Here is a 15,456-nt window from a genome sequence, read left to right as displayed (position 1 = left end):
GGCGTCACCAGACGGGGTCGATGCTGCGGTGGCCGAGGATCTCCTGGATCCGGCGGTGGGTCGCGCCATGGATGTCGCGCGGCAGATCATCGGCCGGGAAGAAGCGGGCCTCGGCGATCTCGAAGGACAGGCGGCCGCCGGAAGGGCGCCAGCGGTCGGCCAGGAACACCGCGACATGGTCGCAGCGCAGCTGGTCGAAATGGGCGTAGACCGAGAACAGCCGCGCCCCCGATTCGACCTCGACCGCCGCCTCCTCGCGCGCCTCGCGCACGGCGCAGGCCTCGAAGCTCTCCCATTTCTTCACCCCGCCGCCGGGGAAGAACCAGCCGGGGCGGTAGGTGTGGTGCACCAGCAGGAAGCGCCCCTCCCCGTCCCGCACCACCATGCGGGCGCCGAGGGTCAGCGGCTTGCGCAGCCGCAGATAGGCGTTGTGGGCGCGGTGCAGCAGGCGCGGCAGGGTGCGGTGGGCCGAATTCATGGCCGCAGATGGCCGGCGGAGCGGGTCGATGTCAACCGGCCACGAAGCCGGTGATCGCGGCCCGCAGCGCCTCCGGCTCGTCGACCCGGATCGAATGGCTGCTGTCCTCGAAGATGCGCAGGGTCGAGCCCGGGATCAGGCGGTGGATCTCTTCGGAGAATTCCGGAGGGCAGATCCAGTCGTGCCTTCCGGCCAGAATCAAGGTCGGGGCGGTGATCCGCACCAGCTCCGGCCGCAGGTCGAGCCGGCGCAGGAAGCCGTCGGGACCGAAGGCGCGGTTGATCGCATCCGGCGAATGGATCGCCCGGCCCCGCGTCGCCGCGGCCGCCGCCGGATCGTAGCGGCGGGAATAGAGCGGCCCCATCGCCTGGTAATAGGCCTCCAGCTCGGCCTCGCTGCGGAAGCCGCCGGCCCAGAGCCTGTCGCAGGCCGCGATCTGCTCCACCGTGCCGCGCTCGCGCACGATCTCCTGCGCCCGCGCGATGAAGCCGGCATGGGCGGCGGTGACGATCAGCACCAGGTGCGACACCGCCTCCGGATAGCGGGCGGCGTGGGCCATCGCGACCATGCCGCCGTAGCTGGTGCCGATGCTGGCGATCGGGCCAAGGCCGAGATGGCGGCGCAGCGCCTCCATGTCCTCGACATTCTCGTCCAGCGTGTAGCGCGCCGAATCGCCGCGGGCGGAGCGGCCCTGGCCGCGATGGTCGAAATAGACCAGCTGCAGATGCTGGGCCAGCGGGCTCAGGCTCGGCTTGAAGCCGCTGTGGTCCGAGCCCGGGCCGCCATGGATCAGGAAGCCGGTCGGCCGCTCGCGCATCGCGCCGCCGTCCGGCACCAGCCCGGCGCCGTCGATATCGAACCAGATCTCGGTGTCGCGGAGCTTCGCGCGCATCTCGTCCCCTCGATATTCGAAATCAGATCCCGGCGTGGACCGCCACCCCGGCGGCCAGGCGCCGCAGGTCCAGCCGCGCCTGCCGGCGCCGCTCCTCGGCCTCGGCCAGCCCGACCGGCACGAAGCGCAGCACGTCGCCGGGCCGCAGCTGGCCGAGCACCGGCAGGTCGGCCTCGATCACCTGGGCGATGCGGGGATAGCCGCCGGTGCTCTGGGCATCGGCCATCAGCACGATCGGCTTGCCCTCGGGCGGCACCTGCACCGTGCCGGTCGTCACTGCCTCGGACAGCAGGTCGCGGGGGTACGACAGGCTCAGCGCCGGCCCGTCCAGCCGGTAGCCCATGCGGTCGGAGCGCGGGCTGACGGTGAAGCGCTCATTGTGGAAGGCGGCGAGGCTGTCGGGGTCGAAGGCGGTCGCCTGCAGCCCCGGCAGCACCCGGACATGCGGCGAGCGCCGCAGCGACGGGTCGAGATCGGCGGCGGCGGACCAGCCGGTGGTGGCGAAGGGCCGGTCGCCGCGCTCCGCCGCCAGCAGCTTCGCCAGGCGCTCGCCCAGGGCCGTCGGCGCCCCGGCCGGCAGCCGGTCGCCCGCCTTCAGCGCCCGCCCCTCGAACCCGCCGAGCCCGGCCCGCAGATAGGTCGAGCGGCTGCCCAGCACCGGCGGCACGGCGAAGCCGCCGGCGACCGCCAGATAGCTGCGGCAGCCGATATTCGTCGGGGTGAAGCGCAGCTCCGCCCCCGCCGGCACCAGCACCGGTCGGCGCGGCGGCAGCGCCTCGCCGCCCACCGTCCCGCGCATGCCGCCGCCGGCCAGCGCGATCAGCGTCTCGGCCTCGAAGCGCAGCACGGCACCCATCAGCGTCATCTCGAGCGTGGCGGCGCCAAGGTCGTTGCCGGCCAGGATGTTGGCGACGGCGTGCGACCGCCGGTCCATCGCCCCGCCGACCACCACGCCGTGGCGGCGATGGCCGAAGCGGCCGAGATCCTGCACCGTCGACAGGAGGCCGGGGTCGAGAACGGCGACGGTCACTGGGCATCTCCGGCCAGGGCCTCGAACTCTTCCGCCGCGATCGGGCGGAAGCGGATGCGGTCGCCCGCCTCCAGCAGGCAGGGCGGGTCCTCGCCCGGCAGGAACAGTGCCAGCGGCGTGCGGCCGATCAGGTTCCAGCCGCCCGGGGATTCGACCGGGTAGATCCCGGTCTGCGGCCCGCCGATCGCGACCGACCCGGCCGGGATCTTCAGCCGCGGCGAGGCCCGGCGCGGCGTCGCCAGCCGCTCCGCCAGCCCGCCGAGGAAGGGGAAGCCGGGGCTGAAGCCGATCATGTGCACCCGGTACTCCGCGCCGGAATGCAGCGCGACCACCTCGTCCTCGGTCAGGCCGTGATGCTGGGCCAGCTCGGCCAGGTCCGGGCCGAAGCCGCCGCCATAGGCGACCGGGATCTCGACCAGCCGGGGCTCGCCCAGCGCCGCCGGATCGAGCCCCGCCAGCCGCGCCTCCAGCAGCCGCTGCACCGTGGCCGCCGGCGGCTCGTCGCGGTCACGCGGCACGGCGTCGGGATCGAAGAACACCGCCAGCGTGGCGAAGCCGGGCGAGGCCTCGACGAAGCCGGGGAACGGCTCGCGCTCCAGCGACAACGCCAAAGCGTGGATGGCGTCGGCGATCGCCGGATCGATGGTCTCGCCGAAGCGCACCACCATCGCGGTCTCGGTCATCACGGCGATCGACGCAGCGGTCACGGGCCTCTCCTCGAATCCTGCCCCAAGCCATAGCGCGGCAACGCCCGCGGCGGAAGCATGGTGGTCCGCCTCTTGCCCTGCCTCTTGATTAGCCCGCCGGGGCGGCGATGATGGGCACGACGCCATTGCGCCACCCCACAGCGACCCGGGAGACCCCGCGTGACCGATCCGGCCCTGTTGTCGGCAGCCGAGCTGTCGAGCCTCTACGCCGCCCGCGACCTGTCCCCGGTCGAGGCGACGCAGGCCAGCCTCGCCCGGATCGAGCGGCTGAACCCGCAGCTCAACGCCTTCTGCGGCGTCCATGGCGATGAGGCGCTGGCCGCGGCCCGGCAGTCGGAGGCGCGCTGGCGCGAGGGCCGGCCGCTGAGCCCGATCGACGGCGTGCCGACCTCGGTCAAGGACCTGGTCCTGGCCCGCGGCTGGCCGACGCTGCGCGGGTCGAAGACGGTCGACCCCTCCGGCCCCTGGGACCAGGACGCGCCGTCGGTGGCGCGGCTGCGCGAGGCCGGGGCGGTGCTGATCGGCCGCACCACCACGCCGGAATTCGGCTGGAAGGGCGTCACCGATTCGGCGCTGACCGGCATCACCCGTAATCCCTGGGACCCGACGAAGACGCCCGGCGGCTCCTCCGGCGGCGCGGCGGTGGCGGCGGCTTCCGGCATGGCGGCGCTGAACATCGGCACCGATGGCGGCGGGTCGATCCGCATCCCGGCCGGCTTCACCGGCATCTTCGGCCTCAAGCCCAGCTTCGGCCGGGTGCCGGCCTATCCGCTGAGCCCCTTCGGCACCGTCGCCCATATCGGGCCGATGACCCGGACGGTGCGCGACGCGGCGCTGATGCTGTCCACGATGGCCCGGCCCGACCCGCGCGACTGGACCGCCCTGCCCTTCCCGGTCACCGATTTCACCGAGGGGCTGGAGGACGGCGTCCGCGGCCTGCGCATCGCCTATGCCCCGACCCTGGACGACGCGCCGGTCGACGCCGAGGTCGCGGCCTCGGTGGCGAAAGCGGCGGAGGTCTTCGCCGGCCTCGGCGCCCGGGTCGAGACGGTGACGCTGGACCTGCCCGACACCGGCCCGATCTTCCGCGCCCATTGGTTCGTCGGCGCGGCGACGCTGCTGTCCTCGATCCCCGAGGAGAAGCACGCCCTGATCGACCCCGGCCTGCGTGCCGTGGCGGCCGAGGGCGCGGCGATCCCGCTGCTCGACTACACCAGGGCGACGCTGGCCCGCGGCCGGCTGGGCGTGGCGATGAACCGGTTCCACCAGGACTGGGACCTGCTGCTGATGCCGTCCCTGCCGATCCCGGCCTTCGCCGCCGGGCAGAACCTGCCGGAGGCGCCGGACGGGTCGAGCTGGGCCAATTGGACGCCCTTCACCTATCCGTTCAACCTGACGCAGCAGCCGGCGGCCAGCGTGCCCTGCGGCCTGACCGCGTCGGGCCTGCCGATCGGCCTGCAGATCGTCGGCCCGATGTTCCAGGACGCGCTGGTGCTGCGCGCCGCCCGCGCCTTCGAGGCGCTGCACCCGGCGCCGCTGCCGCCCCTCGCTCGATCGTGACCGAAACCAAGCCCTTCTGGCGCCGCAAGCGCCTGGACCAGATGACCCGCAAGGAGTGGGAGTCGCTGTGCGACGGCTGCGGCCGCTGCTGCCTGCACAAGCTGCGCGACGCCGACGAGCCGCCGGACACGCCGAATGTCGACTACACCGACATCGCCTGCAAGCTCCTGGACACCCACAGCTGCCGCTGCACGCACTACCCGACCCGCCGGCGCTACGTGCCGGACTGCGTGCAGCTCACGCCGAAGAATGTCGACCATCTCGGCTGGATGCCCTCGACCTGCGCCTACCGCCTGCTGTCCGAGGGCCACGATCTGTACTGGTGGCATCCGCTGGTCTCCGGCGACCCGGAGACGGTGCACATCGCCGGCATCAGCGTGCGCGACAAGGTGATCTCCGAGACCGAGGTCGAGGAGGATGAGTACGAGTACCACATCGTCGAGTGGCCGGCCTGACGTGCGGTGTCAGGGAATGTCCTTGGGCGGCAGCACCGGCTTCGGCAGGGGCGCCAGCTCGACCGACTTCGACTGGCCGCCGAGGAACTCCGGGTCGAGCAGCCCGCCGCCCGACGGGTCGCCGCCCGGTGGCGCGGCGGCGTTCACCGGGCCGATCACCCCCGCATTGTGCGGCGGGTTGCCGAAGAACTGCGACCGGCCGCCCTGCGGATTGCCCTTCTCGATCTCCGCCTGCGCCGCGGAGATCCGGCCGGCCAGCTCCCGCGAATAGGGCAGCAGATAGGCCCTCGGCACGCCGCTCGGCAGGTTGGCGTCGTCCAGCTCCTCCAGCCAGAGATGGATGGCGCCGGGCTCGCCCTGCGCCGGGTTCGGCTCCAGCACCCGCGTCCACAGCACCTGGAAGCGGTCCGGCACCGCCACCGGCGCCGACCAGCCGAGCAGCCCCTGCGAGGCGAAGAAGACCACGACGTAGAACGCGCTGGCGGTCAGGATCGCGGCGATCTTGAACAGCCGCCGGACCGGCAGCCAGATCATCGCGGCCAGCAGCAGCACGCTCAGCAGCACATAGGCCAGGGACAGGCCGAGAACGCTGGTCTGCAGCGACATCATCCGCCGTTCCGCCAGCTGTTGTGGAAGGTCTGCAGGATCGACCGCTCGATATGGCTGGTCTCCGTGACGGCGCCTGTCGCATCCAGGGTGAAGCGCATCGCGGTCTTCTCCGCTCCGCCCTGGTCGAGGTCGACCGTCTCCTTGGCGACGATCTTCACCACCGGGTTGAGCTTCTGGACGGTCACCGTCACCGACACCGGCTGCCCGGTCAGCGCCGCGAAGTGATAGACGTTCACCGTGTATTCGCCGGCGACGATGCCGCGGATGCTGACCAGCTCCTGCCGGGTCGCCGTCAGCACCTTCCGGCCGTTGACCAGGACGAAGTCGTTGACGCCGCCCCGGTCGTCACGGTCCAGCAGCATGAAGCCGGCCTCGCGCCGGCGGAACCAGACGATGTTGCCGAGCGGGTCCTGGACGAAGATGTCGAAATCGTCGGGATGGTTGTCCGGCCAGTCCAGGCTGATCAGGAACTCGGCCTTGCTGTCGACCTTCTCCTCCTTCGCCTCCGGCGCCACGATCAAGAGCGCGACGAAGAACAGGAAGGCCAGGATCTGCAGGGCCTTGAACAGCACCACGCTGAACGGGTCGAAGGCGTCTTCGCGCGGCAGCAGGTCGAAGTCGTCGATCATTCGGCGGGGACCCGGGCTTCCAGCGCCGAGACGACATGCACCTCGGTGAGGTCGACGGCGAAGGCGAAGATCTTGGCCGTGGCGCTGTCCAGCAGCGAGTACTGGATCTTGAGCAGGACCGACCCCGCCAGGCCGACCAGCGTGGTGTACATGGCGACCGCCATGCCGTCGCTCATCAGCGACATCGACGACCGCACCGCCTCGCGGTTCTCGGTGTCCAGCCCGGCGATCGGCGCCAGCATCATGATGAAGCCGATGATGGTGCCCAGGAGGCCGAGTTTCATCAACGTGTCGCTGGCGAAGGCGCCGAAGGCATTCGACCCGCGCAGCCGGCTGGCGAGGACGCGCAGCAGCAGCGTCTGGTCGAGCCGCTCGGCACCCTGCAGCGCGGCCTTGGTGGCGAGGTCGCGGATATGGCCGGAGACGAGGCCGGGCGGCAGGGCGTCCCTCCCCTCGTTCAGGATCCGGCGGCCGTTCCCGACCACGGCCCGGGCCGCCCTCAGGGCCGCGTCGCCTTCCCGCGAGATCACGAGGACACGCCACAGGCAATGCAGGCTGCTGGCGACGTAGAGCACCGAGATGATCAGCGAGATGTGGGTCGGGTCGCTGGCGACCATCCGGCCGATCAGGCCGAAAAACCACAAGAGGACGACAGCGAAGAGGCTGACGCCGGTGAAGATCAGCCAGGGCAGCAGCGGGTCGCGCCCGGGCAGCTCGACTCTACGCTCGCTCATGCAGGGGCTCCGGCGGCTCGTCGGCGATGGCTCGGAGCCTACCGGCCCGGCGCGGCGGACGGCCTGGGCACTGGTCCCGATTGGCTTTGGGCAATATGCCCGAACTGCTCCGCGGCACGGCCTCCGCGCTTGCCAGCCCCGGGCCGGGCGACCAGTATCGGCAAGATCCATTCGCGCGGGGGCGAAAAATGAACCTATTCGTTCATCTCGTCTTGCGTCTCGCCGGCGTCGTCCTGCTCTGCCTGGCCTGCGCCGTCGGCTGGGTGCTGGTCGACACGCACCGCGCCATCGAGACCGAGGCAGCCGCCTCCGCCGACCGTGTCGCCGGCACCCTCGAGACGCTGTACTGGCGTGAGCTGCTGTGGCGCGGCGGGCTGAGCCGCCAGCATCTGGTGCCGATCCCGGACTGGGAAACCATGGCGACGATGAAGGTCATCTCGCCCGGTGTCTGCGTGACCTTCTCTCCCGGCAGCGAGCCGCCGCGGCGCCTGTGCAGCCAGCTGGAGGCGATCGGCGATCCGGCGCCTTCCTGGTTCCAGACCGTCTACGACCATATCTTCGGCGCCTATGCCCGGGTCGAACGCCCCCTGTCCGCGCGGCAGCCCTTGGCCGGCTTGGTCACGGCTGAACCGGATCGTGGCGCCGCGATCCGCCAGGCCTGGCACCAGATCGACGTCGTGCTCAGCGTCGCGGCGCTGCTCGCCGCCGGCATCGGCATCCTGGCCACCGCGCTGGTCGGGCAGTCGCTGATGCCCGCCCGGACCATCGTCGCCGGCCTGCAGCGCCTCGGGCGAGGCGACTACAGCTACCGCCTGCCCGGCTATCGCACGGCGGAGTTCGACCAGATCTCCCGCGCCGTCAATGACCTGACCGCCCGCCTGGCCGAGACCACGGCGCAGCGGATGGCGCTGACCAATCGCCTGTTCCAGGTGCAGGAGGAGGAGCGCCGGGCGCTGGCCCGGGACCTGCATGACGAGTTCGGCCAGTGCCTCGCCGCAGTCGGCGCCCTGGCCACGGTGATCGAGCTGGAAGCGGCGGACCGCCCCGACCTCGCCAAGGATGCGCGCTCCATCCGCGAGACCAGCAAGCGGATGACGGCGACGCTGCGCGGCGCCCTGGCCCGGCTGCGGTCGCAGGAGGTCGAGGAGCTCGGCCTGGAGGCCAGCCTGGCCCAGCTCGTCGCCGGGTGGAACGCGCAGAAGGACCGGCAGGCGGCCTTCCATCTCGACATCGTCGGCAGCCTCGCCGGAGTGCCCGAGGCGACCAGCCTGAGCATCTACCGCATCGCCCAGGAGTGCCTGACCAACGCCGCCCGGCACGGCAAGCCGCGCGATGTCCGGCTGCAGGTGGAGCGGGTCGATGCGGAGGGACGCGACGCCGTGGCCGTGAGCGTCGAGGATGACGGCGGCGGTACCCTGTCCCGGCTGGGCTGGGCGCCGGGCTACGGCATCCTCGGCATCCGCGAGCGGGTCACGGCGCTGGGCGGCAGCCTGTCGATCAGCCAGGCGCGCTGGGGCGTGCGTGTGGCCGCGCTGATCCCGCTGTTGCCGCAGGCGCCTGCCGCGGCGCCGGCATGACCGAGCTGACCATCCTGCTGGTCGACGACCATCCCGTGGTGCGCGAGGGCTATCGCCGGCTGCTGGAGCGCACGCCGGGCTACAAGGTCGTGGCGGAGGCGCATGACGCCGCCTCCGCCTACCAGGCCTATCAGAAGTCGAGGCCCGACGTGGTGGTCATGGACCTCTCGCTGCCCGGTGTTGGCGGGATCGAGGCGCTGCGGCACATCCGGCAATGGGACCGCGACGCGCGCATCCTGATCTTCACCATGCACAGCGGCGCCGGCTTCGCCCTGAAGGCGTTCGAGGCGGGCGCCGCCGGCTATGTCACCAAGGGCAGCGACGCCGCCGAGCTGGTCGGCTCCATCGCGGTCGTCGCCCGCGGCGGCCGGGCGATGAGCGACGACGTGGCCCGTGAGATCGCCGCCGAGCGCCTCGCCCGGCCGAGCTCCCCGCTCGACGAGCTCAGCCCGCGGGAGACCGAGATCCTGCGCCTCGTCGCCTCGGGCTGGTCGGATGAGGAGGTCGCGGCCTCGCTGCATCTCAGCCTGAAGACGGTCCGCAACTACCACTACCAGATCAAGGCCAAGGTCGGCGCCCGCACCGACGCCCATCTGGTGTGGCTGGCCATGGGCATGGGCCTGGTCCAGGCCGGACCGCAGGCAGCATCACCCCCGCCGAAGTGATGCCATTGGGATGGTAAGATCCCTTTTACTGTCATTGCCGGGCTTGACCCGGCAATGACAGTAAAAGTTGAGCTCAGTGGCTCTATCCACAACCCCAGAGGCTTAACCGGACAGCCGTGGGTCAAGCCCGGGCATGACAGTTTGTCCTGGCGCCGAAGGTACCGAGGCGGCAGTGTCGTGTCCCGGACGGAACTCAGGGATTCGACATGTCAGGACCCGGCGTGACCCTGCTGGATGGCGGTATGGGACGGCAGCTCGCCCGCATGGGGGCGCCGTTCCGGCAGCCGGAGTGGTCGGCGCTGGCGCTGATCGAGGCGCCCGAGACGGTGCGCGCGGCGCACGCGGCCTTCATCGCCGCCGGGGCCGAGGTGATCACCACCAACAGCTACGCGCTGGTACCCTTCCACATCGGCGAAGAGCGGTTTTCCGCGCGGGGACTGGAGCTGGCCGATCTGTCCGGCCGGCTAGCGCGCCAGGCTGCGGAGTCGGCGGACGCCCCGGTGCGGGTGGCGGGGTCGCTGCCGCCGCTGTTCGGCTCGTACCGCCCCGACCTGTTCGAACCGGAGCGCGCACCGGAGATCGCGAGACTCCTGGTCGACGGGCTGGCGCCGCATGTCGATCTCTGGTTGGCCGAGACCCAGAGCTCGATCCGCGAGGTCGCCGCGGCGGCCGCGGCCGTGGCCGGGCGCGGAAAACCGCTGTGGATCTCCTACACCATCGAGGACGAGCACCCCGAGCCCGGCGCGCCGCGGCTGCGCTCCGGCGAGCCGGTGGCGGAGGCGGTGAGCGCGGCCCTCGATCTCGGCGCCGAAGCGGTGCTGTTCAACTGCAGCCAGCCCGAGGTGATGGGCGATGCCGTCCTTGCGGCGGCCCGGATCATCGGCGACGCCCCTGCCCGGATCGGCGTCTACGCCAACGCCTTCCCGCCGCAGCCGGAGGATGCCGCCGCCAATGACGGCCTGTCGGAGCTGCGGGCCGATCTCGACCCCGACCGCTATCTCGGCTGGATCCGGCGCTGGGTGGGCCTCGGCGCCTCGCTGGTCGGCGGCTGCTGCGGCATCGGCCCGGAACACATCGCCCGCATCCGCGAGGCCCTGCCGGAGTTGGCGTCTCGGGTGGAATAACTACAACTCGTCATCGCGAGCGCAGCGAAGCGATCCAGGGCCGCTCGCACCGGCCCTGGATTGCTTCGTCGGCTTCGCCTCCTCGCAATGACGGTTCTTGGCGGGACGGGTCCTTGGGCGACGAATAGATTCATTTTTGTTCGACATATTGACGTCCCGCACCCCCCGCGCTACGACTGACATGTCAGATCGATATCACTGGCCGCGCGGAGCCTGCGCGGCAGACGACAGGGAGTTGGACGTGCCCCAGCCAGGCGAGCGTTTCGGCCTTTCCGCGGCGTTGACCGTCCCCTTCCGGCCGGACGGGCATGTCGATTTCCCGCGCTTCGTCGGGCATGTGCGGTGGTGCCTGGCGCAGGGCTGCCGCACCGTCACCGCCTTCGGCACCACCGGCGAGGGCGTCGCCTTCTCCCTGTCCGAGCGCGAGCGGGTGCTGGGCGCCTTGGCCGGCGCCGGCATCGAGGGGCGCCAGCTGGTCAGCGGCATATCCGCCTCCTCGGCCGAGGACGCCGTGGCGCAGGCGCGGATGGCGCTCGATTTCGGCGCCGACGCGCTGCTGCTGCCGCCGCCCTTCTACTTCAAGGGCGTCGGCGAAGACGGCCTGTTCGCCTGGTTCGCCCGGGTGTTCGAGCAGCTCGGCGCCGCCGCCCGCGGCGTCCTCCTGTATCACATCCCCAGCGTCACCCAGGTGCCGCTCTCGGTCGAGCTGGTCGGCCGGCTGCGCACCGCCTTCCCCGAGGTGATCCGCGGCGTCAAGGACTCCTCCGGCAGCTGGGACTATGCCCAGGCCCTGCTGGCGCAGCATCGCGACCTGGCGATCCTGATCGGCGACGAGCGCTGCCTCGCCGCCGCCGTCCGGCTCGGCGGCCAGGGCGCCATCTCCGGCATCGCCAACATCTACCCCGAGGCGATGCTGCCGCTGGTGCAGGAGGGGCGCGACGACGATCGCATCCAGCGCCTGGTCGAGGCGCTGCTGGCCTATCCGGTGATCCCGGCGGTCAAGGCCCTGGTGGCCCACCGCACGGGCGATCCCGCCTGGCTCGCCACCCGCGCCCCGCTGCAGCCGCTGTCGCCGGCCGAGGCGGCCCGGCTCGGCGCCGCGGCCGACAGCCTGTTCACCACCATGGCGGAGGCTGGATGAGCGAAGACCGCGAACCGCTGAAGCTGCGCGAGAAGGCGTATGACAGCTTCACCCAGCACCTCCTGGCCAACAACCTGCACGCCGGGCAGTTCATCTCCCAGCGCGAGCTGGTGGCGCTGACCCAGATGCCGCTCGGCGCCATCCGCGAGCTGGTGCCGCGGCTGGAGGCCGAGGGGCTGATCAAGACGGTGCCGCAGCGCGGCATGCAGATCATGCACATCGATCTGACCATGATCCGCGACGCCTACCAGTTCCGGCTGTTCCTGGAGAAGGAGGCGACCGCCGCCTTCGCCCGCACCGTGACCGACGGCGGCCTGGCGGTGCTGCGGGCGCAGCATGAGGAGATCATCGCCAGGGTCGAACGCGAAGGCGCCACGCCGCAGGTGGTCGACGACGCCCAGGCCACCGATTGGGGCCTGCACGACATCATCATCGACGCGCTGGGCAACGAGATCATCTCCAAGACCTACCGCGTCAACTCGATCAAGATCCGCCTGATCCGGCGCGAGCTGACCGGCATCGCCGGCCTCGTCGTGCCGGTGATGCGGGAGCATCTCGGCATCATCGACGCGATCGCGACCCGGGACCCGGTCCGCGCCGCCGAGGCGATGACCGCCCATATTGCCAACGCCCGCAACCGCGCCCTCGGGCTGTAACCCAAACCGGCCGGGCCCAAGCCCGGCTCAACCAGACATAGGGAGGACACCATGACATCCATACTGAACCTGAGCCGCCGCTCACTCCTGGCCGGCACCGCGGCTGCTGCCGCGGCCAGCGCCCTGCCCCGCATGGCCTGGGCCGCGCCGGATTGGAAGAAATACGCCGGCACCCATATCGAGGTGAACCTGGTCAAGAGCCCGCGCAGCGAGACCATCGCCCGGAACCTGAAGGAATTCACCGACCTGACCGGCATCGATGTCGGGCTGGAGCAGACGCCGGAGCAGCAGCAGCGGCAGAAGGCGGTGATCGAGTTCAACAGCGGCGCGCCGAGCTTCGACGTCATCCATCTCAGCTATCATGTGCAGAAGCGGATGTTCGAGAAGGGCGGCTGGCTGGCCGACCTGCGGCCGTTCCTGGCCGACCCGGCCCTCGCCGACCCGGCCGTCAGCCTGACCGACTTCTCCAGCGCCGGCCTGGCCTATGCCACCGCCGACAACGGCGCCGTCGGCAGCCTGCCGCTCAGCGTCGACTACTGGATCGTCTACTGGAACAAGGAGCTGTTCGCCGCCAAGGGGCTGAAATACCCGACCAGCTTCGAGGAGCTGGTGTCCGCCGCCGAGGCGCTGACCGACCCGGCCGCCGGCACCTATGGCTTCGTCGCCCGCGGCATGAAGAACGCCAACGTCCCGGTCTGGACCTCCTTCATGCTCGGCAACGGCGTCGCCCCGCTCGCCGAGGACCGCAGCCTGGCCACCACCTCCGACGGCGCGGTCGAGGCGGCGAAGCTGTATCAGCGCCTGCTGACCAAGGCGGCCCCTCCCGGCGTCGCCGGCTTCAACTGGAACGAGTGCCAGTCGGCCTTCCTGCAGGGCAAGATCGGCATGTGGCTGGACGGCGTCGGCTTCGCCAAGCCGCTGGAGGATCCGAAGCTGTCGCGCGTGGTCGGCAAGACCGGTTACGGCGTCATGCCGAAGGGTCCGAAGGCCCAGGCCTCCGCCACCTTCGGCGACGGCATCGGCGTGGCCGCGGCCAGCGAGAACAAGGAGGCCGCGTTCCTGTTCTGCCAATGGGCGGTGTCGCGCACGGTGCAGGCCGACCTGCTGCAGAGCGGCTCGGGCGTGCCGTTCCGCACCTCGATCCTGGATGACGCCGAGGTGCGCAAGGGCGTGACCCTGCCTGCCGACTGGATCGACGCCGTCGTCGGCTCGTCCAAGGTCAGCAAGCTCGGCCTGCCGGTGATCGTGCCGGTGACCGAGTTCCGCGACATCTTCGGCATCGCCCTGACCAACATCGTCGGCGGGGCCGACCCGGCGGCCGAGCTGGCCAAGGCGACCGAGCAGTTCAAGCCGATCCTGGACAAGAGCGAGGCCTGAGGTGATCGAAGCCGCGGACGCCGGGGCGAGGCGGCGGGTGCGGGCGCGGCGGCCGAACGCCGTCGCGCCGACCCTGCGCACCTACCTGCCCTTCATCCTGCCGGCAGTGCTGGTGGTCGGGGCGGTGATCGTCTTCCCCTGGGCCTTCACCGGCTGGGTCAGCCTGCACGACTGGCAGGCCACCGGCGCCGGCGGCTTCATCGGCCTCGACAACTACGCCCGGCTGTTCACCGACGCCCGCTTCGGCGAAGCGGTGTGGCACACCCTGGTCTACACCGTGCTCTCCGTGCTGCTGCCGCTGGTCCTCGGACTGGCGGCGGCGCTGGTGTTCAATGAGCGCTTCCCGCTGCGCGGCCTGGCCCGCGGCATCGTGATCATGCCGATGATGGCGACCCCGGTCGCCATCGCCCTGGTCTGGACCATGATGTTCCACCCGCAGCTCGGCGTGCTGAACTACCTGCTCAGCCTGGTCGGGCTGCCGCCCTCGCTCTGGGTGTTCGACCAGGCCACGGTGATCCCGTCGCTGGTGCTGGTCGAGACCTGGCAGTGGACGCCGCTGGTCATGCTGATCGTGCTGGGCGGCCTGTCGGCACTGCCGACGGAACCTTATGAGAGCGCTCAGATCGACGGCGCCAGCTGGCTGCAGCAGTTCCGCTACCTGACCCTGCCGATGATCTCGCCCTTCCTGATGGTGGCGGTGATCATCCGCTCGATCGACGCGCTGAAGAGCTTCGACATCATCTACGCCATCACCCAGGGCGGCCCGGGCACGGCGTCGGAGACGATCAACATCTACCTCTACACCCAGGCTTTCAGCTTCTACGACATCGGCTACGGCTCGGCGATCGCGGTGGTGTTCTTCGGCATCGTCGTCGCCATGTCCCTGGCGCTGCTGTGGCTGCGCCAGCGCGCCAAGCTCGCGGCGAATTGAGGAGGCCCCAGATCATGCCCCGCCCCCTCGCCAAGGGTTTGCGCCGCGCCGCCCTGTATTTCGCCGTGCTGGTGATCGTGTCGCCGGCGCTCTTGTTCTTCCTGTGGATGCTGTCGCTGTCGCTGAAGCCGGAGGTCGACAACATCAGCTACCCGCCGGTCTTGATCCCGACCACCCTGGCCTGGAGCAACTACGCCCAGGTCTTCGCCGAGAACTCCTTCGGCCGCTACTTCATCAACAGCCTGATCGTCACCGGCAGCGCCACGCTGATCGGCCTGGTGATCGGCGCGCCGGCCGCCTACGGCATCGCCCGGGCCAAGGCGACCAAGCTGTCCGTCGTCGTCATGATCGCGCGGATGACGCCGGGCCTCAGCTACCTGATCCCGCTGTTCCTGATGTTCCGCTGGCTCGGGCTGATGGGCACGCTGTGGCCGCAGATCATCACCCATCTGGTGATCACCCTGCCGATCGTGATCTGGGTCCTGATCTCTTATTTCGAGGCCCTGCCGATCGAGTTGGAGGAGGCCGGGCGGATCGACGGCGCCAACCGCTGGCAGGTGTTCCGCCACGTCGTCCTGCCGCTGACCCGGCCGGGCCTCACCGTGGCGCTGCTGCTGTCCTTCATCTTCTCCTGGAACAACTTCGTGTTCGGCATCGTGCTGGCCGGGCGCACCACCCGCACCCTGCCGGTCGCGGTCTACAACTCGCTGACCTTCGAGCAGGTCAGCTGGGGCCCGCTCTCGGCCGCGGCGCTGGTGGTCGTGCTGCCCGTGCTGGTGCTGACCGTGGTCGCCCAGAAGCAGATCGTGGCCGGCCTGACTTCCGGCGCGGGGGGGGGGGGGGGGGGGGGGGGGGGGGGGGGCGGGGCCCCGCCCGGGCCCCCCCGCCCCC

General features: G+C 70.9%; 17 protein-coding genes. 10 read left to right on the top strand and 7 right to left on the bottom strand.

Annotated elements, in window-relative coordinates:
• Positions 1-4 precede the first annotated feature (4 nt).
• Genes AAHM41_RS19490 through pxpB form a run of 4 tightly spaced genes read right to left on the bottom strand, consistent with a single transcriptional unit; the run spans position 5 to position 3,107 of the window.
• Positions 5-478, bottom strand: coding sequence for an NUDIX domain-containing protein (locus AAHM41_RS19490; protein ID WP_342238236.1), 474 nt, complete (start codon positions 476-478; stop codon positions 5-7).
• 31 nt (positions 479-509) lie between these two features.
• Positions 510-1,370 carry an alpha/beta fold hydrolase gene (locus AAHM41_RS19485; protein ID WP_342238235.1) on the bottom strand — a complete coding sequence of 287 codons (861 nt, stop codon included), beginning with the start codon at positions 1,368-1,370 and terminating at the stop codon, positions 510-512.
• A gap of 22 nt (positions 1,371-1,392) precedes the next feature.
• Positions 1,393-2,400 (bottom strand): 5-oxoprolinase subunit C family protein, encoded by a 1,008-nt coding sequence (locus AAHM41_RS19480; RefSeq protein ID WP_342238234.1) that lies wholly within the window; start codon positions 2,398-2,400, stop codon positions 1,393-1,395.
• Positions 2,397-3,107, bottom strand: a complete 711-nt coding sequence (pxpB, locus tag AAHM41_RS19475) for a 5-oxoprolinase subunit PxpB (protein WP_342238233.1) — start codon at positions 3,105-3,107, stop codon at positions 2,397-2,399. The genes AAHM41_RS19480 and pxpB overlap by 4 nt, the downstream gene beginning before the upstream one ends.
• A 159-nt stretch (positions 3,108-3,266) precedes the next feature.
• On the opposite strand from pxpB, the gene AAHM41_RS19470 reads away from it, so the two are divergent.
• Both AAHM41_RS19470 and AAHM41_RS19465 read left to right on the top strand, forming a co-directional pair.
• Complete coding sequence (locus AAHM41_RS19470; protein ID WP_342238232.1) at positions 3,267-4,667, top strand: amidase; 1,401 nt, start codon at positions 3,267-3,269, stop codon at positions 4,665-4,667.
• The gene (locus tag AAHM41_RS19465) at positions 4,664-5,122 is read left to right on the top strand and encodes a YcgN family cysteine cluster protein (protein WP_342238231.1); all 459 of its coding nucleotides are present in this window, start codon (positions 4,664-4,666) and stop codon (positions 5,120-5,122) included. The genes AAHM41_RS19470 and AAHM41_RS19465 overlap by 4 nt, the downstream gene beginning before the upstream one ends.
• A gap of 9 nt (positions 5,123-5,131) precedes the next feature.
• Here AAHM41_RS19465 and AAHM41_RS19460 read toward each other — a convergent pair whose 3' ends face one another.
• Genes AAHM41_RS19460 through AAHM41_RS19450 form a run of 3 tightly spaced genes read right to left on the bottom strand, consistent with a single transcriptional unit; the run spans position 5,132 to position 7,094 of the window.
• Positions 5,132-5,731, bottom strand: a complete 600-nt coding sequence (locus AAHM41_RS19460) for a hypothetical protein (RefSeq protein ID WP_342238230.1) — start codon at positions 5,729-5,731, stop codon at positions 5,132-5,134.
• Complete coding sequence (locus tag AAHM41_RS19455) at positions 5,728-6,360, bottom strand: hypothetical protein (protein WP_342238229.1); 633 nt, start codon at positions 6,358-6,360, stop codon at positions 5,728-5,730. The genes AAHM41_RS19460 and AAHM41_RS19455 overlap by 4 nt, the downstream gene beginning before the upstream one ends.
• Entirely contained in the window at positions 6,357-7,094 is a 738-nt protein-coding gene (locus tag AAHM41_RS19450; protein ID WP_342238228.1) for a MotA/TolQ/ExbB proton channel family protein, read from the bottom strand. Before AAHM41_RS19450 ends, AAHM41_RS19455 begins: the two co-directional genes overlap by 4 nt.
• A gap of 188 nt (positions 7,095-7,282) precedes the next feature.
• On the opposite strand from AAHM41_RS19450, the gene AAHM41_RS19445 reads away from it, so the two are divergent.
• The 8 genes from AAHM41_RS19445 to AAHM41_RS19410 all read left to right on the top strand — a co-directional run.
• Positions 7,283-8,671: a histidine kinase gene (locus AAHM41_RS19445; RefSeq protein WP_342238227.1), complete on the top strand. Its 1,389-nt coding sequence runs from the start codon at positions 7,283-7,285 to the stop codon at positions 8,669-8,671.
• Positions 8,668-9,336 (top strand): response regulator transcription factor, encoded by a 669-nt coding sequence (locus tag AAHM41_RS19440; protein ID WP_342238226.1) that lies wholly within the window; start codon positions 8,668-8,670, stop codon positions 9,334-9,336. The genes AAHM41_RS19445 and AAHM41_RS19440 overlap by 4 nt, the downstream gene beginning before the upstream one ends.
• A 206-nt stretch (positions 9,337-9,542) precedes the next feature.
• The gene (locus AAHM41_RS19435) at positions 9,543-10,460 is read left to right on the top strand and encodes a homocysteine S-methyltransferase family protein (RefSeq protein WP_342238225.1); all 918 of its coding nucleotides are present in this window, start codon (positions 9,543-9,545) and stop codon (positions 10,458-10,460) included.
• 241 nt (positions 10,461-10,701) lie between these two features.
• The gene (locus AAHM41_RS19430; protein ID WP_342238224.1) at positions 10,702-11,601 is read left to right on the top strand and encodes a dihydrodipicolinate synthase family protein; all 900 of its coding nucleotides are present in this window, start codon (positions 10,702-10,704) and stop codon (positions 11,599-11,601) included.
• Positions 11,598-12,257: a GntR family transcriptional regulator gene (locus AAHM41_RS19425; protein WP_342238223.1), complete on the top strand. Its 660-nt coding sequence runs from the start codon at positions 11,598-11,600 to the stop codon at positions 12,255-12,257. Before AAHM41_RS19430 ends, AAHM41_RS19425 begins: the two co-directional genes overlap by 4 nt.
• 51 nt (positions 12,258-12,308) lie before the next feature.
• Positions 12,309-13,634, top strand: a complete 1,326-nt coding sequence (locus AAHM41_RS19420; protein WP_342238222.1) for an ABC transporter substrate-binding protein — start codon at positions 12,309-12,311, stop codon at positions 13,632-13,634.
• A gap of 1 nt (position 13,635) precedes the next feature.
• Positions 13,636-14,565 (top strand): carbohydrate ABC transporter permease, encoded by a 930-nt coding sequence (locus AAHM41_RS19415; protein ID WP_342238221.1) that lies wholly within the window; start codon positions 13,636-13,638, stop codon positions 14,563-14,565.
• Between the two features lie 14 nt (positions 14,566-14,579).
• On the top strand, positions 14,580-15,456 hold an 877-nt coding region (locus tag AAHM41_RS19410; protein ID WP_342238220.1), incomplete at its 3' end, for a carbohydrate ABC transporter permease.

The sequence above is a fragment of the Inquilinus sp. OTU3971 genome (assembly GCF_038440215.1).
Note: the sequence above shows the minus strand (reverse complement) of the source record. Positions and strands in the feature narration are given on the sequence as shown.